Origin of the sequence: Dokdonella sp. (genome assembly GCF_019634845.1) — a bacterium.
In the GTDB taxonomy this organism is placed as follows: domain Bacteria; phylum Pseudomonadota; class Gammaproteobacteria; order Xanthomonadales; family Rhodanobacteraceae; genus Dokdonella_A.
Map to the genome: position 1 here is coordinate 266,647 of NZ_JAHCAQ010000001.1, position 18,465 is coordinate 285,111.

Below are 18,465 nucleotides of genomic sequence, written 5' to 3' on the forward strand. Positions count from 1 at the left end.
CGCGGCCCGCCTGCGGACCGGATGCTCAGCGCTGCAGGTAGTCGTACACGACTTCGCCGTAGGGCAGCAGCAGGTCGGCCTTGAGGTGCACTGCCGAGACGACCTCGCGCACCGGCAGGTCGGCGACCGGAGCGAGCGCATGCGCGAACAGTTGCAACGCGCCGGGGCCGCTCCAGGCGCCCTTGAACTGCACGCACTTCATCGCGTAGCGCACCAGCTCGCACACGCGCGGCGTGCCGTCGACATGCGGCATGATCTTGAGCAGGAACGATGGCGCTTCGAGGCTTGCGATCGCCTTGCGCTCATCCATGCGCGAATACTTGTAGCCCATGGTGCCGATCGCGACGGGGATATCGGAATAGCGCAGCACGCCCACCAGCGTGTCGCGGTGGACCTTGAGCTCGGGTTTGCCGAGTTTTTTGGGGAATCCCCACAGTTCGCGCCCACCGGCGGTCGGCGGATGGTCGTCGAGGAACATCATGCGCACGTAGCCGCCGTCCTCGCCGCGCAACCGCACCGGAATCACCTGGCCCGACTCGGTGTAGTCGCCGAAGCCGGTCGAGTCGGGCATGCGAATGAACTCGTACTTGACCAGCGGCTCGGTCACCTCCAGCGGCGCCGGCACCACGCGGCGCAGCGCCTCGGGATCGGTGCGGTAGGTGACCACCAGATACTCGCGGTCGACGAACAGGTACGGCCCGGGCGGATAGGCCGGATTGTCGATCGGCATTGCAAAGGCTTGTTGGCGAACCTCGTCCTCGGTCATGGCATGCTCCGGTGTCGGAATGAACTGGCGTGGTATACGCCGGCGTGACTGAACCCCGCGCAAGCCAAGGCGGCAGCGGAGCCGCGTGCTAGCATCGTCGTTCCGCTTTCGCATCACGGTGTGCGCCACGCCATGCAGATCCAGACCAAGCTGCCCAAGGTCGGCACCACGATTTTCACGGTGATGAGCCAGCTCGCGCTCGAGCACAAGGCGATCAACCTCGGTCAGGGCTTCCCCGATTTCGACGGCCCGCCCGCGTTGCGCGATGCGCTCACGCGCGCGATGGCGCAGGGGCGCAATCAGTACGCGCCGATGACCGGCGTGCCGGCGCTGCGCGAGGCGATCGCGCGCAAGACCGAGCGCCTGTATGGCCGCAAGGTCAATGCCGATACCGAGATCACGGTGACGTCGGGGGCGACCGAGGCACTGTTCGCGGCGATTGCCGCGGTCGTGCAGGCCGGTGACGAGGTCATCGTGCTCGATCCGTGCTACGACAGTTACGATCCGGCCATCACGCTGTGCGGTGGCCGTGCCGTGCACGTGCCACTCGATCCGGCCAGCTTCCTGCCCGACTGGGCGCGCATCGAGGCCGCGGTGACGCCGCGCACGCGCCTCATCCTCGTCAACACGCCGCACAATCCCTGCGGCTCGGTGTTCAGCGCCGACGACGTCGCCGAGCTCGCCTCGCTGGCACGCAGCCACGACCTGTTCGTGGTCTCCGACGAGGTCTACGAGCACATCGTGTTCGACGCGGCTGCCCACCAGAGCGTGCTGCGCCACGCCGAGCTCGCCGAACGCAGCTTCGTGATCTCCTCGTTCGGCAAGACCTACCACTGCACCGGCTGGAAGATCGGCTACTGCATCGCGCCGCGGGCGCTGTCGGCCGAGTTCCGCAAGGTGCACCAGTACCTGACCTTCTGCACCTTCACGCCGGCGCAGTGGGCGCTGGCCGAAGTGCTCGAGGCCGACCCGCAGCACTACCTCGACCTGCCCGCGTTCTACCAGGCCAAACGCGACCATTTCCGCGCGCTGCTGGCGCGATCGAAGTTCAGGTTGCGTCCGGTGGGTGGCTCGTATTTCCAGATCGTCGACTACTCCGCGCTCAGCGACGCCGATGACCTTGCCTTCTGCGAATGGCTGGTCAAGGAAGGCGGCGTGGCGGCGATTCCGCTGTCCTCGTTCTACGACGAACCGCCGCCGGGACAGCGCCTGGTGCGGCTGTGCTTTGCCAAGAGTGAGGCACTGCTCGAGGAAGCCGCGCAGCGACTCGAGGCCCTGTGACATGACCACGCCGCAGCCATTGCGCGTTGCGCTGGTGCAGGGTGCCACGCGCTGGCACGATCCGGCCGCCAACCGCGACTACTACGGGCAACTCATCGCGCCGCTGCGCGGCAGCGACCTCGTGGTGCTGCCCGAAACCTTCACCAGCGGCTTCTCCAACGAGGCGATCCACTCCGCCGAGGACATGGACGGCCCGACCGTGGCCTGGCTGGCGGCACAGGCGCGCCGGCTCGATGCCGCAGTCTGCGGCAGCGTGCAGTTGCGCGTGCGCGACCAGGTGTTCAACCGCCTGCTGTTCGCCACGCCTGACGGCGCGGTGCGTCACTACGACAAGCGCCACCTGTTCCGCCATGCCGACGAGCACAAGCGCTACGCAGCCGGCAGCGAGCGCATCGTGCTCGAGTGGCGCGGCTGGCGCATCGCCCTCATGGTCTGCTACGACCTGCGCTTTCCGGTGTGGTCGCGCAACCGCTACGACGAGGCTGCGCAGCGCTTCGACTACGACCTCGTCGTCTACGTCGCCAACTGGCCGAGCGCGCGGCGTCACGCCTGGCGCACGCTGCTCGCCGCGCGCGCGATCGAGAACCTCGCCTTTTGCGTCGGCGTCAACCGCGTCGGCTACGACGGCAACGACCTGCACTACGCCGGCGACAGTGTCGCCCATGACTTCCTCGGTCAGCCGCTGGTCGAGGTCGGCGCGCAGGAACAGGTGGTGACGGTGGCGCTCGACGCAGCCGCGCTGGCCGCGCATCGCGAGCGCTTCCCGGCGTGGCTGGATGCCGACCGCTTCGAGTTGAGTCCCTGAACCCCGCGACCGTGCCGCGAGGCACAAGGCAAGACCGATGGCCGAGCCATTGCCGCTGACCGCCCGTGACCGGCGCGAACTGATCTGGTTTCTGCTGCTCGCGCTGCTGCTGCTGGCCGCGGGCATCGGCCTGCGCGATCCGTGGCCGGCCGACGAGCCGCGCTTCGTGCTGGTGGCGCGGCAGATGTTCGAATCGGGCGACTGGCTGTTCCCGCATCGCGGCAGTGAGCTGTACTCGGACAAGCCGCCCGTGATGTTCTGGCTCATGGGACTCGCCCATGCACTGGTGCGCAACTGGCGCGTGGCCTTCCTGCTGCCGTCGCTGGCGGCCGGCATGGCGACGCTGGCGTTGACCTGGGATCTCGGACGGCGCCTGTGGAATCCGCGCGCCGGGCTGTACAGCGCCATCGCGGTGCTGTTCGCGTTCCAGTTCCTGTACCAGGTCAAGCGCGCGCAGATCGATCCGCTCGTCATGGGCTGGATCACGCTCGCCAACTGGGGCCTGTTGCTGCACTGCCTGCGCGGGCCGAACTGGCGCGCCTATTGGCTGGGCTGTTTCGCCGCCGGCGTCGGCGTCATCACCAAGGGGGTGGGCGTGCTCGCGCTGCTCATGCTGCTGCCGTATGCGTGGGCGCGCGTGCGCGGCTGGGACGGCGTCACGCGCACCCGCGGCGAAGCCGGGCGCTGGGCGCTCGGTGCGGTCGCGTTCCTCGCGCCGATCCTGCTGTGGGGCGGCGCCGTGCTGATCGCGGCCAGCATGCACGGCACGGCCGAGTACGCCGGCTACGTCGATGACCTGTTCCTGCGCCAGACGGCCGGGCGCTACGCGCGCTCGTGGGCGCATGTGCAGCCGGTGTGGTACTTCCTGCCGGTGGTGCTGTTCAACTGGTTGCCGCTGTCGCTGGCCTATCCGGCGGCCCTGCCGCGCTGGTGGCATGCGCTGCGCGCGCGCGAGCCGCGCGTGATGCTGCCGCTGGCATGGAGCCTGTTGCTGCTGGTGTTCTTCAGCATCCCCAGCGGCAAGCGTGACGTGTACCTCATGCCGGCGCTGCCAATGGTGGCGTTGTCGATCGCGCCGTGGTGGCAGCAGATCGTGGCAAGCCGCTGGCTGCGCCTGGGCGCGCTCATGCTCACGCTCGCCATCGGCCTGTTGTGCCTGGTGGTCGGCAGCCTGGCGTGGGGCGGTCATCTGCCGGCGGCGCAGAAATTCCTCGCCCAGCGCGAGCTCGGCGCCGACGCACATCTCGTGTGGGGCGTGGTGATCGCCGTCGGCGCGGGTTTCGTCGCCGCGGCCGCGCTGCTGCGCCTGCGCGGCGGCGTGGTCGCGCTGCTCGCGGGCAGCGCCTGGCTGTGGTTGCTGATCGGCTTCGTCGTGCAGCCGGTGCTCAATGACTCGAGTTCGGCCGCAGGCCTCATGCGCGCCGCACGCGAACTGGCCGGGCCCGGCGTCGAGCTCGGCCTGGTGGCGTGGAAGGAGCAGAACCTGCTGATGGCGGTCGGGCCGGTGCGCGATTTCGGCTTCCGCGCGCCGTGGCAGCAGCAGTACACGCGCGCGGCGCAGTGGCTGGCCGTGGCGCCGCAGCAGCGGCGCATCTTCATCCTCGAGGACGCGATGCGGCGCATGGGTCGCTGCGTCGATACCACGCACGCGCAGTACATCGGCCACGCCAATCGCCGCGAGTGGTGGCTGCTCGGCGCCGATGCGGTCGTGCCCGGTTGCGTGCCGGCTGCCGACCCCGCGGCGGCGGCTGACGAAGAGGCCGATCCCTGAGCGCAGGCGCTAGAATCGGCGCCAGTGCAATGGCGGAGGCCGGGCGATGGACGAGGGGCAGGTGGTTGCCGGCGCGGACGCGGCGCTCGATGCGGTCGAGGCGCGCATCCTCGGTTGCCTCATCGAGAAGCAGGCGACCACCCCCGAGCTGTATCCGCTGACGCTCAACGCGCTGGTCGCTGCCTGCAACCAGAAGACCAGCCGCGAGCCGGTGATGCAGCTCGAGCCCGGCGTGGTCGGCCATACGCTGCGCGTGCTCGAAGGCAAGGGACTCGTGCGCGTGGCGGCCTCCTCGCAGCGTGCGCAGCGCTACGAGCACCGCTTCGAAAGCCGCTGGAACGTGACCGCGCGCCAGCGCGCGGTGCTCTGCGTGATGCTGCTGCGCGGTCCGCAGACGGTGGCCGAACTGCTCACGCGCGGCGAGCGGCTGGCCGATTTCCCGGGACTGGATGACGTGCGCGACACGCTCGAGCGGCTGCTGCAACGCGAACCCGCGCTGGTCACGGCGCTGCCGTTGGCGCCGGGCCAGCGCGAGATCCGCTACATGCATCTGCTCGGCGGTCCGATCGATCTCGAGGCGCTCGCCGCGGCCAGCGCCGCTGCACCACGCGAACCCGCCGCCGGCGCGCTCGCCGACCGCGTCGAACAACTCGAAGCCGAAGTCGCCGAACTGCGCGCGCAGGTCGAGGCGCTGCGCCAGCGCCTTGATGCCGTCGGCGCCTGAGGCCACGCCGGCAGCCGGTGCAGGCATGCCTTTCGGCGCATGGGCGGCGGGCCGCTTGCAGGCACACTGCGCGTTGTCCTGGGCGCGGAGCATGGCGATGAATCGGATGGCGATCGGTGTCTGCGCGCTGCTGGCGCTGGGCATGTGCAACGCGGGCGCGGTCGAGACAGCGGCGGGTAAGGCCGCGCCGGCGGTGACGGTGGCGGCGGCGACCCAGGGGATGGCGCATCAGCCGGGTTTCCTCGACGTCTACCGCGACGAGGCCAAGGGCCGCGTGCTGCTTGGGCTGCGCGACTTCGACCAGCCGTTCCTGCTGCTGAGTTCGCTGCCGGCGGCGCTGGGCTCCAACGACATCGGCCTCGATCGCGGCCAGAGCAGCGAGTCGCACCGGGTCGAGTTCCGCCGCATCGGCGCGCGCGTCTACCTGGTCGAGGACAACACGCGCTTCCGCGCGGCGACGAGCGATGCCGACGAGGCTGCCAGTGTGCGCGAGGCCTTCCCCGAATCGGTCCTCTGGGCCGGCGACGTGATCGCGCAGGGGCAGGGCGTGGCGCTGGTCGATGCGACCTCGCTGCTGGTGAGCGATCGCCACGGCGTTGCGGCGCGGCTGGAGTGGGCCAAGCAGGGTCGCTACGAAGTCGATCCGCAGCGCAGCGCGCCCGTGCTCGCGCAGGCGCGCAGCTTTCCCGACAACACCGAGCTCGAGGCCATGCTCACGTTCAAGGGTCCGGGCGAGGGGCGCTACGTGCGTGACGTGGCGATGGATGCGCAAAGCCTCACGCTGCGCCAGCATCTGAGTTTCGTGCGCCTGCCGCCGCCCGGCTACACGCCGCGCGCGTTCCATCCGGCCTCGGGCGGGCTCAGCGTGGGCTGGGTCGATTTCGCGCAGCCGCTCGCGGCGAGCGTCGACCAGCGCGTACAGCCGCGCTTCCGCCTCGAGAAGATCGATGCGGCCGGCCATGTGCGCAAGCCGATCGTGTTCTACCTTGACCGCGGCACGCCCGAGCCGGTGCGTTCGGCCTTGCTCGAGGGCGCCAACTGGTGGCGCAGTGCGTTCGACAAGGCCGGCTTCAAGGATGCCTTCCGCGCCGAGCTGCTGCCCGAGGGCGTCGACCCGATGGACGTGCGCTACAACCTCATCAGCTGGGCCCATCGCGCCACGCGCGGCTGGTCCTACGGCCAGCCCATCGTCGACCCGCGCACGGGCGAGATCATCCGCGGCAACGTCACGCTCGGCTCGCAGCGCGTGCGCCAGGACATCCTCATCGCCGAGACCCTGCTCGCGCCCTACGACAAGGCCGACTCGGCCGCGCTCGCCGACCAGGCGCAGCAGATGGCACTGGCGCGGCTGCGCCAGCTCGGCGCGCACGAGGTCGGGCATGCGCTCGGCTTTGCCCACAACTTCGCGGCGAGCCGCCACGGCAACGGTTCGGTGATGGACTACCCGCATCCGCTGCTCAAGGCCAATGCCGACGGTACGCTGTCGCTGGCCGACGCCTATGGCGTGGGGCTGGGGCCGTGGGACGACTTCATCGTCGCCCACGCCTATGCGCAGTTTGCGCCGGGCGACGAGCAGGCTGCACTGGCACGGCTGCGCGCGGCCATCGTGCAGGCCGGCTACGCGTACTTCAGCGACCAGGACACGCGCAGTCCCGGTGATGCCGAGCCCGATGGGCTGCTGTGGGATTCCGGGCCCGACACGCTGCAAACCTTCGATGCACTGCTGACGGCGCGCGCGACGGCGCTGCGCGGCTTTTCGGCCGGCGTGCTGCCGCCGCAGCGTCAGGTCGGCGAGCTCGAGGCGCGCCTGGTGCCGCTCTACCTGCTGCATCGCTACCAGACCGAGGCGGTGGCGCGTCTGCTTGGCGGCGCGGGCTATGCCTATGCCACGGCCGGCGACCATCGCGCCGGCACCACGCCGGTGGCGGCCGCGCGCCAGCGCGCCGCACTGGCGCGCCTGGTGGCCACGCTCGGCGCCGATACGCTGGCGCTGCCGACCAGCGTGCTCGACCTGCTGACACCGCCGGCTGGCGAATACGCGCGCAACCGCGAGTATTTCGCCACGCGCATGGATCCGCTGTTCGATCCGCTGGCCGCCGCCGCTGCCGCCGCGGCGCAGACCACGCTGTTCCTGTTCGCACCCGAGCGGCTCAACCGCCTGGCCTGGCAGCATGCGCGCGATGCGCAGCAGCCAGGCGTTGCCGACACACTGGCGGCGGTGTTTGCCGGCACCTGGCAGCAGGCGCCGCGCGGCGACGCGGCGGCCGCGGTGCAGGACGCGGCCAACTGGGTCGTGCTCGATGCGCTGCTGCACGTGCTCGACGAGGGCAAGCTGCATGCGCAGGTGGCCGCGCAGGTGCGCGCGAGCCTGCAGCAGTGGCAGGGCGAACTCGGCAAGGCGCGCGGCGAGGCGCCCGCGCGCGCGAGCCGCAGTGCCGCCGCCGACCTCATCGCGCGCTACCTCGCGGACCCGAAGTCGGTCACGCTGCGGCCGTTGCCGACGATCCCGCCGGGCGCACCGATCTGACCTGCACGGCGCGCGGCAGTGGCGCCGCGATCGCGCGCGGTCGAGCGACGTGGCCGCCGAGGCGGTCAGAGCAGGGCGCTCGCCTCGGGCCAGTGGCGGCTCAGGATGGCTGCTGCGCCCGGATCGTCGGCCAGCAGCGCGAAGCCGGTCGGCTCGAATGCGGGCGCGACGCTGCAACCGACCAGCGCATAGTCGCCGAGCGGCCGCGCCGCCTGCCAGCAGCCGGCCGGCACCACGATGAGCGGGCAGGTGCCATGCGCATCGGGACGGCCGAGTCGCCGGCGCACCAGCGCGTTGACCTCGGCATCGAAGATCGACAGTTCCAGCGCATCGCCTTCGACATGGTGCCATGCCTCGTCGGCGTCGATGCGATGCCAGCGGCTGAGTTCGCCGGCGGCGAGCAGGTAGTGGATCGCGCTTGCCAGTGGCCGCTCGCGCTCGCCGTCGCGGAACTGGCGTTGCGCCACGTGGGTGCGGCGGTAGTGGCCGCCTTCGACGTGGGGGACGAGATCGAGCAGGCCGATCAGCTCGCGGGCGCGTGGATGCATGGCGCTCAATGCCGCGTCGTCGCGGCCGGTGGTTCACTCGCGAACAGCATGGCCACCTCGTCGGAATCGAACACGTAACGGCGATTGCAGAACTCGCAATCCACCTGCAGCGAGCCCTGTTCGGCCAGCGCCGCCGCACATTCGGCCTCACCGAGCGAGTGCAGCATGTCGGCCACGCGCTGCCGCGAACAACTGCAGCCGAAGGCCAGTGGTTGCGGTTCCTGCAGGCGTACGTCCTCCTCGTGGAACAGACGCAGCAGCAATGTCGCAACCGGCACGCGCGCGAGCTCGTCGCTGCCGAGCGTGGCCAGCAGGTGGTTGACGCGGTTCCAGCCGTCGGCGTCACGCACGCCGCCACCGCCGGCCGCCGCGACCTGCTGCAGCAGCAGGCCGGCGCAGTGATCGCCTTGCTGCACGAGCATGATGCGCGTGGGCAGTTGTTCGGAGCGCACGAAATAGTGCTCGAACGCCTGCGCCAGATCGCCGCCCTCGACCGGCACGATGCCCTGGTAGCGCGCCTGGGTCGTCTGGTTCTCGATCGTGATGGCCAGCCGCGCCTGTGGTTCCACGCGCGCCTCGTGCGCGCTCGCCGGCGCCGTCATGCGGGCGATGCCGCGCACGCGGCCGTCGTGGCTGCACTCGGCGAACAACAGCTTGAGCGCGCCGCTGTCCTGCAGCTGCACCGACAGCCGGCCGTCGAACTTGATCGAACTCGTGAACAGCGCGCTCGCCGCCAGCGCCTGGCCGAGCAGTTCACCGAGCGCGCCGGCATAGTCGCCGTGACTGCGCAGTTCCTGCCAGGCGGCATCGAGGCGGACGTGGGCGCCGCGCACGCCGGCGCGGTCGAGCTGGAAGCGGGAGAGGGCGTCTTTCATGGGGCGCAGTGTATGGGGACGCGCGGGGGTGGTTGCAATGGCGTGGTCGGTTCCGTTCAACGATGCCTGACGATTCGAGTGACCGGCCCTTGGCCTCGACGACGGCTGGTTTCGAGGCGAGCGCATGCACGTGGTACTGCGCAAATACGGCAACAGCACGGTCGCGGTACTGCCGTCGGCGTTGCTCAGGGAACTCGGCCTGGCGGCGGGTCAGGCCATGGCGCTGGAGACCAACGCGCACGGACGTATCGTGCTTGCGCCGAGCCGCAACTACACGCTGGCCAAGCTCATCGCGCCGTGCGATCCCAAGGCCGAACCGCCGGCGGACAGGCGGCTGTGGGACGGCGCGCCGGCGGTCGGCAACGAAGCCTGGTGGTGGCGACGTTGCCCTGCTCGACACGATCCGCATGCTCGACTTCGTGGCACGCAAGGCGCGGCGCAGCGAGCGCGCGCCGGCCCTGATCATCGACGATGCGCGGGCGCGTCTGGCCGCGCTGCTTGCGCTGCCGCCCTGAACGCAGACTGGCGGCACCGGCGGAAGCGGCGCGACCTCAGGCCGCCACCCGTGCGCCGAGCGTGCGCAGCAGGTCGGTGGCGGCGCGCAGGCGTTCGGCGCTGCCTTCGAGCGGCATCCTGAATTTGAGCTTGTCGGGGCCGTCGAGTGCGTATACGCGCGGCTGCGACTGGATCAAGCGGATCACCGCCAGCGGTTCGATCGCCGGTTGCGGCTGGAAGATCACGCGACCGCCCTGCGCGCCGAGTTCGAGCTTGCGGATGCCCAGCGGCGTCGCCGCGAGCTTGAGCGAGGTGACCGCGAACAGTTGCTTGACCGCATCGGGCAGCAGGCCGAAACGGTCGACCATCTCCACTTGCAGTCCGCGCAGCTCCTCATCGTTGCGCGCGCTGGCGATGCGTTTGTACAGCGTCAGCCGCGTGTTGACGTCGGGCAGGTAGTCGTCGGGGATGAGCGCGGGGATGTTGAGCGCGATGTCGGCCTCGTTGCTGCTGGTGAGCTCGAAGTCGGGCACCTTGCCGGTTTTCAGCGCGCGGACCGCGCGATCGAGCATTTCGGTGTAGAGCGCAAAGCCGACTTCCTCGATCTGGCCCGATTGTTCCTCGCCGAGCAGCTCGCCGGCGCCGCGGATCTCCAGGTCATGGGTGGCCAGCGTGAAGCCGGCGCCGAGTTCGTCAAGCGAGGCCAGCGCCTCGAGGCGCTTCTCGGCATCGGCGGTGATCGCGCGACCCTCGGGCACCATGAGGTAGGCATAGGCGCGGTGATGCGAGCGACCGACGCGGCCACGCAACTGGTGGAGCTGGGCCAGGCCGAAGCGGTCGGCGCGGTTGATGATGATCGTGTTGGCGCTGGGTACGTCGATGCCCGATTCGATGATCGTGGTCGCCACCAGCACGTTGAAGCGCTGGCGGTAGAAGTCGAGCATGATCTGCTCGAGATCCTTGTCGGGCATCTGGCCGTGGGCGTAGCGGATGCGCGCCTCGGGCATGAGCTCGGCCAGTTCGCGCGCGGTCCTTTCGATCGTCTCCACGTCGTTGTGGACGAAGTAGACCTGGCCACCGCGCGCGTGCTCGCGTTGCATGGCCTCGCGGATCGTGGCGCTGTCGTAGGGGCCGATGAAGGTCTGCACCGCGAGGCGATTGGCCGGCGGCGTGGCGATGATCGACAGGTCGCGCAGTCCGGTCATCGCGAGGTTGAGCGTGCGCGGGATCGGTGTGGCGGTGAGCGTGAGCACGTCGACTTCGGCGCGCAGCTTCTTGAGCGCCTCCTTCTGGCGTACGCCGAAACGCTGCTCCTCGTCGATCACGACCAGGCCCAGGTCCTTGAAGCGCACCTCGTCCTGCACGAGCTTGTGGGTGCCGATCATCACGTCGACCTCGCCGGCGGCGAGACGGTCGAGCGCGGTGCGCATGTCGCGCGGCGACTTGAAACGCGACAGTACCTCGACGCGGACCGGCCAGTCGGCGAAACGGTCGCGGAAGTTCTGGTAGTGCTGCTGCGCCAGCAGCGTGGTCGGTGCCAGCACCGCCACCTGGCGGCCGGCCGTGGCGGTGGCGAAGGCCGCGCGCAGCGCCACCTCGGTCTTGCCGAAGCCGACGTCGCCGCAAACCACGCGGTCCATCGGTCGCGGCGAGGCCAGATCATCGAGCACGGCGGCGATCGCGGCGCTCTGGTCGGGCGTTTCCTCGAACGGGAAGGTGGCGCCGAACTGCTCGATGAGCGCACGGTCGATCGGCAGCGCCACGCCGCGGCGGGCTTCGCGCTGGGCGTAGATCGCGAGCAGCTCGGCAGCGGCGTCGCGCACCTTCTGCGCAGCCTTCTTGCGCGCGCGCTCCCAGGCGTCGCCGCCGAGCGCGTGCAGCGGCGCCAGCTCGGGCGCCGTGCCCGAGTAGCGCGACACGAGGTGCAGTTGGGCGACCGGCACGTAGAGCTTGTCGCCCTTGGCGTATTCGATGGCGAGGAACTCGGCCGGCTCCTCGCCGTATTGCTGGCGGCCGCCGACATCGAGCTTGATGAGGCCCTGGTAGCGCCCCACGCCGTGATCGACGTGCACGATCGGCGCCCCGATCGACAGCTCCGCCAGGTCGCGCAGCACCGCCTCGGGGTCGCGCGCGGCACGCTTGCGGCGCCGCGCCTGTTGCGCGCGCTCGCCGTAGAGCTCACGTTCGGTGAGCACCGTGAGCGCGGGCTGGGACAGCGCAAAGCCCTGCTCGAGCGGCGCCACCGTGATACCGAAGCGCTGCCCGGCGCCGGGCGATGCCGATGGCGCCGCGGTCGGCTCCGCAGCCGCAAGCCCCGGGCGCGCGGCGTGGTCGGGCTGGACGGCGGCGGTGTCCGCGACGAAGTCGCGCCACGAGACGACCGGCATCGGTCGCAACTGCGCCTGCGCCAGCTGCTCGATGAGCGCCTCGCGGCGTCCGGGCGAATCAACCGCGAGCAGTACGCGGCCGGGGTAGGCGGCGAGGAATTGCCGCAGCGCCACGCCGGGTTCCTCGCCCTTGCGATTGAGCGGCAGCATCGGTGCCGGCTGGGTGCCCAGATCGGTCGCATGCGCGCCCTGCGCGGTGGCGACGGCGGCATCGTCGCCGGCGCGTGCGATCACGTCGACGCGCAGCGCGGCGTTGAGCCGTTCGCGCAGTTGCTGCGGTGGCAGGTACAGCTCGCCGGGCGGCAGTACCGGGCGCTCGAGGTCGTGCGCCCGTTGCTCGTAGCGCGTGGTGGTCTGTGTCCAGAAGCCCTCGCTGGCCTCGAGTGCGCCGGCGCCGAGCACGAACAGCGCCTCGCCGGGCAGGTAGTCGAACAGCGTCTCGGTATGCTCGAAGAACAGCGGCAGGTAGTACTCGATGCCGGCCGGCGCACCGCCTTCCTTGATGTCCTGGTAGAGCGGACAGCGCCGCGGATCGAGCGCAAAGCGCTCGCGCAGCGTGTTGCGGAAGGCCTTGGCCGAGTCCTCGGTCAGCGGGAACTCGCGCGCGGGCAGCAGGCGCACGGTGTCGACCTTGTGCTGCGAGCGCTGTGTCTCGGGATCGAAACTGCGGATCGACTCGATTTCCTCGTCGAACAGCTCGATGCGGTAGGGCGTGGGGCTGCCCATCGGGTAGAGGTCGAGCAAGGCGCCGCGGATCGCGAAGTCGCCCGGCTCGTTGACCTGCGGCACGTTGCGATAGCCGGCCGCGGCGAGGCGGCGCTGCTCGGTGCCGAGGTCGAGGCGCTCGCGCACGCCGAGCATGAGGCTCGATGCCGCCAGGTAGCTGCGCGGTGCGAGGCGCTGCATCAGCGTCGCCGCCGGCACCACGAGCACGCCGCGCCTGAGCGCCGGCAGGCGGTACAGCGTCGCCACGCGCTGCGAGACGATGTCGGCATGCGGCGAGAACAGGTCGTAGGGCAGTGTTTCCCAGTCGGGAAACTGCAATACCTCGAGCCCGCTGCCGGCGAATACCGCGATCTCGGCTTCGAGTGCATGGGCGGCATGGGTGTCGCGCGTGACCACGACGATGAGCCCGTCGCGCGCGCTGCCGGCGCGTGCGAGCGCGAGCGCGAGTGCCGAGCCATGCGGCGCGAGCCACTGGCGGCGTTGCCGGGGCGAGGTCGGTAGCGGTGGCTGGAGCAGGGGCGAGTTCATCGATGGGTGCCGCGGCGGGACATTCCGCGCGCCGCGACAAGGCGAGCCAAACCGGCATTTTAGCCGGTCGCCCGCGCGCAGCGTAAGCGCGGGCGCCGGCGGCTGGCCTTTACCGCGCGTTTACGCCACGCGCGGCGAAGCGATCGCCGCAATCGGCGAGAATGGCGCAATGCAACGACGAGGAGCGGGCCGGGCATGAGGTCCAGGCGTTGGCAGCTGTGCACCTGTGCCGTGGCGCTGTGGGCGCTGGCGGCCTGTTCGCGCGAGAGGGCGCCGCCCCGGACTGCCTCCGTGCCCGTCACGGTCACGCGCGCGGTCACGCGCGACCTGCCGATCGTGGTCAGCGCACCCGGCACGGTGGAGGCGATCAATGCGGTCGCGGTCAAGTCGCGCGTCGACGGCCAGTTGCTCGAGGCGCTGGTCGGCGATGGCGCCGAGGTGGCGGCGGGCCAGCTCCTGTTCCGCATCGATCCGCGTCCGGCACAGGCCGCGCTGCAGCAGGCGCAGGCGGCGCTCGCGCGTGATCGCGCCACGCTGGTGCAGGCGCGCTCGCAGGTCGAACGCTACCGCGACGTCGCGGCCAAGGGCTATCTCTCGGCCGATCAGATGGAGCAGTACCGCACCAATCTCGGTGTGGCGCAGGCGGCGGTCAAGGTCGACGAAGCCAACCTCGAGGCGGCGCGCCTGACGCTCGGCTACACGCAGATCCATGCACCGATGGCCGGCCGCCTCGGTCGCATCGCCGTGCAGCCCGGCAATCTCGTCAAGGCCAACGACAGCACGGCCCTGGTCACGCTCAACCAGATCGAACCGATTTACGTCAGCTTCGCCCTGCCGGGCAGCCAGGTGGGCCGCGTGCTGGCGGCGCAGCAGGCCGCGCCGCTGCTCGTGCTGGCGAGCGCGCCCGGCATTGCGCCGCCGGTCGAGGGGCACCTGGCCTTCGTCGACAATGCGGTCGACAGTGCCAGCGGCACGATCCGCCTGCGCGGCGAGTTCGCCAACGCGGGCCATGTGCTGTGGCCGGGCCAGCTCGTCAGCGTCGAACTCACGCTGGGCCATGATGCCAACGCCGTGGTGCTGCCGGCCAAGGCCGTGCAGAACGGTCCGCACGGCAGCTACGTGTATCTGGTGCGGCCCGATCGCAGCGCGCTGCAGCGGCCGGTCACGGTGGCGCGCGTGCACGAGGGTGTCGCGATCATCGAACAGGGCGTCGCCGATGGCGACCTCGTGGTGCTCGATGGCCAGTCGCGGGTGCAGGACGGCAGCGAGCTGAAATTCGATGCGGACGCTGCCAGCGCGGCAGATTCGCGGCCGTGAACATCTCCGCGCTGTTCGTGCGGCGCCCGGTCATGACCACGCTGGTCATGCTCGGCATCGTCGTGTTCGGCATCGTCGGCTATCGCGCGTTGCCGGTGGCCGCGCTGCCCAACGTCGACTTCCCGACGATCTCGGTCAATGCGAGCCTGCCCGGCGCCTCGCCGGCGACGATGGCGTCGGCGGTGGCAACACCGCTCGAAAAGCAGTTTTCGACGATCCCCGCGATCGACTCGATGACCTCGCAGAGCTCGCTGGGCTCGACCAACATCACGCTGCAGTTCGCGCTCGACCGCAACATCGATGCCGCCGCGCAGGATGTGCAGGCGGCCATTTCCTCGGCCCTGCGCCAGTTGCCGCCGCAGATGACCTCGCCGCCGACGCTGCGCAAGGTCAATCCGGCCGAATCGCCGATCTTCTTCATCGCGTTCACTTCGAGCACGATGCGCCTGTCGGCACTCAACGAGTACGCCGAGAACACGCTGGCGCAGCGCATCTCGATGGTCGGCGGCGTGGCCCAGGTCAATGTGTGGGGTTCACAGAAGTATGCGGTGCGCATCGATCTCGACCCGCATGCGCTGGCCGCGCGTGGCCTGGGCATCGACACCATCGCCGGCGCGGTCGGTCGCGGCAACGTCAACCTGCCGACCGGCACGCTGTATGGTCCCGACCGCGTCTACAACGTCATGGTCGATGGCCAGATGCACGACGCGGCTGCGTTCGGCGAGCTCATCGTCAGTTATCGCGATGGCGCGCCGGTGCGGCTGCGCGACGTGGCGCGGGTCTACGACGGCGTGCAGAACGACAAGGGCGGTGCGCTGCTCAACGGCGAGCGCGGCATCGTGCTGGCGGTGCAGAAGCAGCCCGGCGCCAACACGATCCAGGTCGTCGACGACATCCGCGCGCTGTTGCCGGGCTTCGAGCGCACGCTGCCCGCGGGCGCGAAACTGGAGATCATGTACGACCGCTCGCAGAGCATCCGCGAGTCCGTCGACGAGGTGAAGTTCAGCCTCATGCTGGCGTTGGCGCTGGTGGTGCTGGTGATCTTCCTGTTCCTGCGCAATCTGTCGGCCACGCTGATTCCTTCGCTCGCGCTGCCGATGTCGATCGTCGGCACGTTCGCGGTGATGTACGCATTCGATTTCTCGATCGACAACCTGTCGCTGATGGCGTTGACGCTGGCGGTCGGCTTCGTGGTGGACGACGCGATCGTCATGCTCGAGAACATCGCCCGCCACATGGAGATGGGCAAGGATCGGCTGCGCGCGACGCTCGACGGCGCACGCGAAGTCGGCTTCACGATCGTGTCGATGACGCTGTCACTGGCCGCGGTGTTCATCCCGGTGGTGTTCATGGGCGGCATCATCGGGCGCTTGCTGCGCGAGTTCTCGGTGACGATCGTTGCCGCGGTGCTGGTGTCGGGCCTGGTGTCGCTGACGCTGACGCCGATGCTGTGCAGCCGCTGGCTGCAGGCGCCACAGTCGATTCGTCACGGCCCGCTATACCAGTGGAGCGAGCGCGCCTACGAGCGCGTGCAAGCCGGCTACCGCCACACGCTCGAGGCCTGCGTGAACCATCCGCGCGCGGTGCTCGGCCTGTTCCTCGCGCTGATCATCGCCACCGGGGTGCTCATCGTGCGGGTGCCCAAGGGCTTCCTGCCCAACGACGACACCGGCCAGATCTTCGTTTCCACCCAGGGCGCGCAGGACATCGGCTTCGAGGCCATGCTCGAAAAGCAGCGCGCGGCGATCGACATCATCCGCGCCGATCCCAATGTCGCCTACGTGATGGCCTTCGTCGGTGCCGGCTTTGGCGGCGGCGCGCTCAACCAGGGCCGGCTCATCGTCAATCTCAAGCCGATGGGGCAGCGGCTCGGTGCCGATGCGGTGGTGCAGCGGCTGCGCCCCAAGCTGCAGGGCATTCCCGGTCTGCAGGCGTTTCCGCAAAACCTGCCGCTGATCCGCATCGGCGGCCGCCCGACCAACAGCGTCTACCAGTTTGCGCTGCAGGACACCGACACGCGCCAGCTGTTCGAGTGGACGCCGCGCGTGGTCGCCGCGCTGGCCAGGCAGCGCGGATTCCTCGATGTGAGCAGCGACATGCTCATCGCCAATCCGCAGCTCGACGTGACGATCGACCGCGACGCGGCGGCGGCCTACGGCGTGACGCCGCAGGCGATCGAGACCGCGCTGTACCAGGCCTTCGGTCCGGCCCAGGTGTCGACGATCTACACCGACTCCGACCAGTTCTGGGTGCTGATGCAGGTCGATCCGCAGCTGCAGGCCGACCCCGCGGTGCTGTCGTCGATCTACCTGACGCCGACGCAGGCGCCGGGCGGTGCCGCCGGGGCCGTACCCCCGGCGCAGCTCGTGCCGCTGTCGGCGGTGACGCGCACCGGCCAGTCGGTCGGCGCCGCCACGATCAACCACCTCGGCCAGGTGCCGGCGACCACGGTGTCATTCAATCTCGAGCCCGGCATGGCGCTGAGCGATGCGGTGGCGACGATCGACCGCGTGGTGGCCGAACTCAAGCTGCCCGAGACGATCAGTGCTTCGCTGCAGGGTACCGCGCAGTCGTTCCAGGCCTCGGTGGCGGGCATGGGCATGCTGCTGTTGCTGGCCGTGTTCGTGATTTACCTCGTGCTCGGCATCCTCTACGAGAGCTTCATCCACCCGTTGACGATCCTGTCGGGCCTGCCCACGGCCGTGTTCGGCGCCCTGCTCACGCTGCTCGTGTTCGGCCGCGAGCTCGACCTGTACGGCGCGGTCGGGCTCATCATGCTGATCGGCATCGTCAAGAAGAACGCGATCATGATGATCGACTTCGCACTCGACAGGCAGCGCGCGGGCGAGGATGCGCGCCACGCGATCGTCGATGCCAGCGTGATCCGCTTCCGGCCGATCATGATGACGACGTTCGCCGCGCTGATGGGCACGCTGCCGATCGCGCTCGGCGTCGGCGCCGGCGCCGAGGCGCGGCGACCACTCGGCCTCGCGGTGGTCGGCGGCCTCGTCACCTCGCAGCTCCTCACGCTCTACATCACGCCGGTGATCTACCTGTATTTCGAGCGCCTGCAGGAGCGGCTGCGTGGGCGCCGCGCCCGCGCCTCAGCGCCGGCGCAGGCGGTGTGACAGGTCGAAGCGCACGCGCACCACGCCGGGTTCGTCCTCACTCGCCTCGCGGGTGGCGCCCAAGCGCCGCGAGAACTCGAGCATCTGCGTGTTCTGCGCCAGCACCGTACCCCACAGGCTGGCGACGCCGCGCTGCCGCGCCTCGCGCACGAGCCGATGCATGAGCGCGCGCCCGAGGCCATGTCCGGCCAGGGTCGGGTCGGTGATCACGGCGAACTCGGCGCCACTGCCGACCGCATCGACGAAGAAGCGCGCCTCGCCGCGGATCTCGCCGTCCTCGTCGAGCACCACATAGGCGGCGCCGACGGCGGGATCGACGGTGGCGAAGCGCGTGGCCGCCTCCAGCGACAGCTCATTGATGCGGTGAAACGTGCGCTGGCGCACCTGCTCGGGGTCGAGGCGCTGGAAAGCGCGTTGCAGGGCCGGCACGTCGCTCGGGTGGATCGCGCGCAGGCGGTAGAGGCGGCCGTCACGCGCGCGGAACGCACGGCCGCGCGTGGGCGAGCGGCGGGTGGCGGCGGGCGGGCGCGGCGTCGACATGCGCGGCAGCGGCGGTCAAACAGGCCGCCAGCATGCCACGGCGCGAC

At 70.1% G+C, this 18,465-nt stretch carries 12 protein-coding genes; 7 read left to right on the top strand and 5 right to left on the bottom strand.

Annotated features, from left to right (window positions below):
- Positions 1-25: 25 nt before the first annotated feature.
- Positions 26-766, bottom strand: a complete 741-nt coding sequence (locus KF903_RS01200) for an acetoacetate decarboxylase (protein WP_291209956.1) — start codon at positions 764-766, stop codon at positions 26-28.
- A 132-nt stretch (positions 767-898) separates the two neighbouring features.
- Here KF903_RS01200 and KF903_RS01205 point away from each other — a divergent pair, with 132 nt between their 5' ends.
- From KF903_RS01205 to KF903_RS01225, 5 genes are all read left to right on the top strand, one after another.
- A complete protein-coding gene (locus tag KF903_RS01205; protein ID WP_291209958.1) occupies positions 899-2,047 on the top strand; it encodes a pyridoxal phosphate-dependent aminotransferase in 1,149 nt (382 codons plus the stop codon).
- Position 2,048: 1 nt separating this feature from the next.
- Positions 2,049-2,852: an amidohydrolase gene (locus KF903_RS01210; RefSeq protein WP_291209960.1), complete on the top strand. Its 804-nt coding sequence runs from the start codon at positions 2,049-2,051 to the stop codon at positions 2,850-2,852.
- Positions 2,853-2,889: 37 nt separating this feature from the next.
- Entirely contained in the window at positions 2,890-4,623 is a 1,734-nt protein-coding gene (locus tag KF903_RS01215) for a glycosyltransferase family 39 protein (protein ID WP_291209962.1), read from the top strand.
- Positions 4,624-4,669: 46 nt separating this feature from the next.
- Positions 4,670-5,347, top strand: a complete 678-nt coding sequence (locus KF903_RS01220; protein ID WP_291209963.1) for a YceH family protein — start codon at positions 4,670-4,672, stop codon at positions 5,345-5,347.
- A 97-nt stretch (positions 5,348-5,444) separates the two neighbouring features.
- Entirely contained in the window at positions 5,445-7,874 is a 2,430-nt protein-coding gene (locus KF903_RS01225) for a zinc-dependent metalloprotease (RefSeq protein WP_291209965.1), read from the top strand.
- 65 nt (positions 7,875-7,939) lie between these two features.
- Here the strand turns inward: KF903_RS01225 and KF903_RS01230 are convergent, their stop codons facing one another.
- The 3 genes from KF903_RS01230 to mfd form a co-directional block, all read right to left on the bottom strand.
- Positions 7,940-8,422: a cupin domain-containing protein gene (locus KF903_RS01230; protein ID WP_291209966.1), complete on the bottom strand. Its 483-nt coding sequence runs from the start codon at positions 8,420-8,422 to the stop codon at positions 7,940-7,942.
- 5 nt (positions 8,423-8,427) lie between these two features.
- On the bottom strand, positions 8,428-9,297 hold the full coding sequence (locus KF903_RS01235; protein ID WP_291209968.1) for an Hsp33 family molecular chaperone HslO: 870 nt from the start codon (positions 9,295-9,297) through the stop codon (positions 8,428-8,430).
- A 551-nt stretch (positions 9,298-9,848) separates the two neighbouring features.
- On the bottom strand, positions 9,849-13,433 hold the full coding sequence (mfd, locus tag KF903_RS01240) for a transcription-repair coupling factor (protein ID WP_291209970.1): 3,585 nt from the start codon (positions 13,431-13,433) through the stop codon (positions 9,849-9,851).
- Positions 13,434-13,724: 291 nt separating this feature from the next.
- On the opposite strand from mfd, the gene KF903_RS01245 reads away from it, so the two are divergent.
- Positions 13,725-14,750, top strand: a complete 1,026-nt coding sequence (locus tag KF903_RS01245; RefSeq protein WP_291209971.1) for an efflux RND transporter periplasmic adaptor subunit — start codon at positions 13,725-13,727, stop codon at positions 14,748-14,750.
- Positions 14,747-17,878 carry an efflux RND transporter permease subunit gene (locus KF903_RS01250; protein ID WP_291209972.1) on the top strand — a complete coding sequence of 1,044 codons (3,132 nt, stop codon included), beginning with the start codon at positions 14,747-14,749 and terminating at the stop codon, positions 17,876-17,878. The genes KF903_RS01245 and KF903_RS01250 overlap by 4 nt, the downstream gene beginning before the upstream one ends.
- On the opposite strand, the gene KF903_RS01255 is transcribed toward KF903_RS01250, so the two are convergent.
- A complete protein-coding gene (locus tag KF903_RS01255; RefSeq protein WP_291209974.1) occupies positions 17,855-18,418 on the bottom strand; it encodes a GNAT family N-acetyltransferase in 564 nt (187 codons plus the stop codon). The two genes, KF903_RS01250 and KF903_RS01255, sit on opposite strands and share 24 nt — an antisense overlap.
- Positions 18,419-18,465: the final 47 nt, after the last annotated feature.